The sequence below is a fragment of the Aliivibrio sifiae genome (assembly GCF_002954705.1).
Classification (GTDB): Bacteria; Pseudomonadota; Gammaproteobacteria; order Enterobacterales; family Vibrionaceae; genus Aliivibrio; species Aliivibrio sifiae_A.
Genome location: NZ_MSCO01000002.1, coordinates 616,194 through 617,886 on the forward strand (window position 1 = coordinate 616,194; position 1,693 = coordinate 617,886).

Consider the following 1,693-nt stretch of genomic DNA (forward strand, 5'->3'; position numbering starts at 1 on the left):
CGTTAATGTGGTTATTAATATTTTAATGTTGGTAATACCAAGTGATGGTTTAGGTAAAACTCAATTTACATTATTTATAATGGCTACTTTTTGTCATTTTGTATTAGGTGCAGCTGTAAACCATATAGAATCAGCATCATCAAAAGCGTAGTTATAACAAATGCATCAACACGATTTACTACACTCGGCATCTCAGGTTGTCGGGTGTTTCTCGTTTTAAGGCGTCAATATTAGGTATAATTACATAGTAGTAAACGTGTTATGCAGGCGTTGTGCGTACTGAGTCCGAAATTTTTTGCACGGTTCATCAAAAGGATCGCGGCTTTCGTATCATCAGGTTCGGCAAATTAGCCCTTATTTCCCCAAGTTCAGGCGTTTCAGAGGCTAATTTATGCTTCAATTGTTCTTTGGTTATGCCTCATTTTATTCTGCATCAGTGTTTTCCTCGAAGTATTTTCAATCCCAATTGTGGCAAGGATATTTGGTTTATCAGCTCCAAACTTGTTGAAACCAAACCGTTCAAATGATGTAAGAAATGTATCTGTTTTCCATTTACTTTATCTCGCAATTTAAGAACATTTTGTTCGCTTAATTACTATCGGTAAATTAGGATCAGGACTTAGAAAATCTTGGCAGGGCAGTTCTTTACCAATTTTGCCAAGCCGAAAGTAAGCACGCACAACAATCGCATCAACACGATTTATTACATTCGGCGTTCTGGGTTTGTCTTTATTTTTGTGATTAAGGCGGCTAAATTCAGGTTGGTTTGCATAGTAATAAACGTGTTATGCCAGCGTTATGTTGCCGTGGGTAGCTGTTTAGAGAGCTGTTTTCTTGAGTTCTTCCATTTCTTCACGTAGTTTTTTATTTTCTTGAAATAAAATGTGAGACTGTTCTATAACGGTATCCAATGTTTGCTCCAGATGGTTTATTTGAGATCGTAATGCATTCACATCGACTTTACTGTTTCGAGTTAGCCATAAAATCAAACCTGAAATAACAATAATAGGAACTGCTACATAGGTTAAATAGACACCGACATATGGCACCGAAAGGATGGTTGCTCCATAAGCAATACTAGTTAACCAAAAGATACCGTTTATGAAATCTCGCATAAGAACTCTTTAATTAAAATGTTGTGACGCGATTATAACAGTTTCCAATTTCGTAGATACTTACATTTTAACTATGCAACATAACAATCGCATCAACACGATTTGCTACACTCGGCGTTGTCAGTTTGCCTTTAATTTCAGTGATTAAGGCGTTAAAATTCAGCTAGGTCTGTATAGTAGCAAACGTGTTATGCCAGCGTTATGTGTTTTTTAGAAATAAGGTGCTCAAATGTTGATACGGAAAGCAATGAAGTCTGAAATGGATAGCATTTATCTAATGGGATATGACGTTTAGGGTGATGATCTAAATGATGTCGAAACCTACCTTAATGGATGTCGAAATAGTAAGAAATATGCCTTAGGTGAGTGGTATGTTTTGATTGTCGATGGTTTAGTTGTTAGCTCTTTAATTATGTACCACGAACAGTTTGTAATGGTCAACAAAAACCGGACACCAAATCTCGTGTTTCTTTCTCATATTGGAGTGGTGACAAATAACCATTAGCGGTATGTGGGCGCAATCCATTGTAATACGCCAAGTAATCTAAAATACTTAGCTTAGCTTCTTTTTTAGTTTT

General features: G+C 36.3%; 2 protein-coding genes. Both read right to left on the bottom strand.

The features are described 5' to 3' along the window. Positions 1-818: 818 nt before the first annotated feature. Positions 819-1,115, bottom strand: coding sequence for a hypothetical protein (locus BTO22_RS13810; RefSeq protein ID WP_061037519.1), 297 nt, complete (start codon positions 1,113-1,115; stop codon positions 819-821). 437 nt (positions 1,116-1,552) lie between these two features. Beyond that, the coding region (locus BTO22_RS20430; protein ID WP_146107557.1) for an IS3 family transposase at positions 1,553-1,693 on the bottom strand (141 nt) is incomplete at its 5' end.

Bases quoted from the DNA above. Each gene is read 5' to 3' on its own strand.
- BTO22_RS13810 (WP_061037519.1), bottom strand. From the start codon at position 1,115: ATGCGAGATTTCATAAACGGTATCTTTTGGTTAACTAGTATTGCTTAT.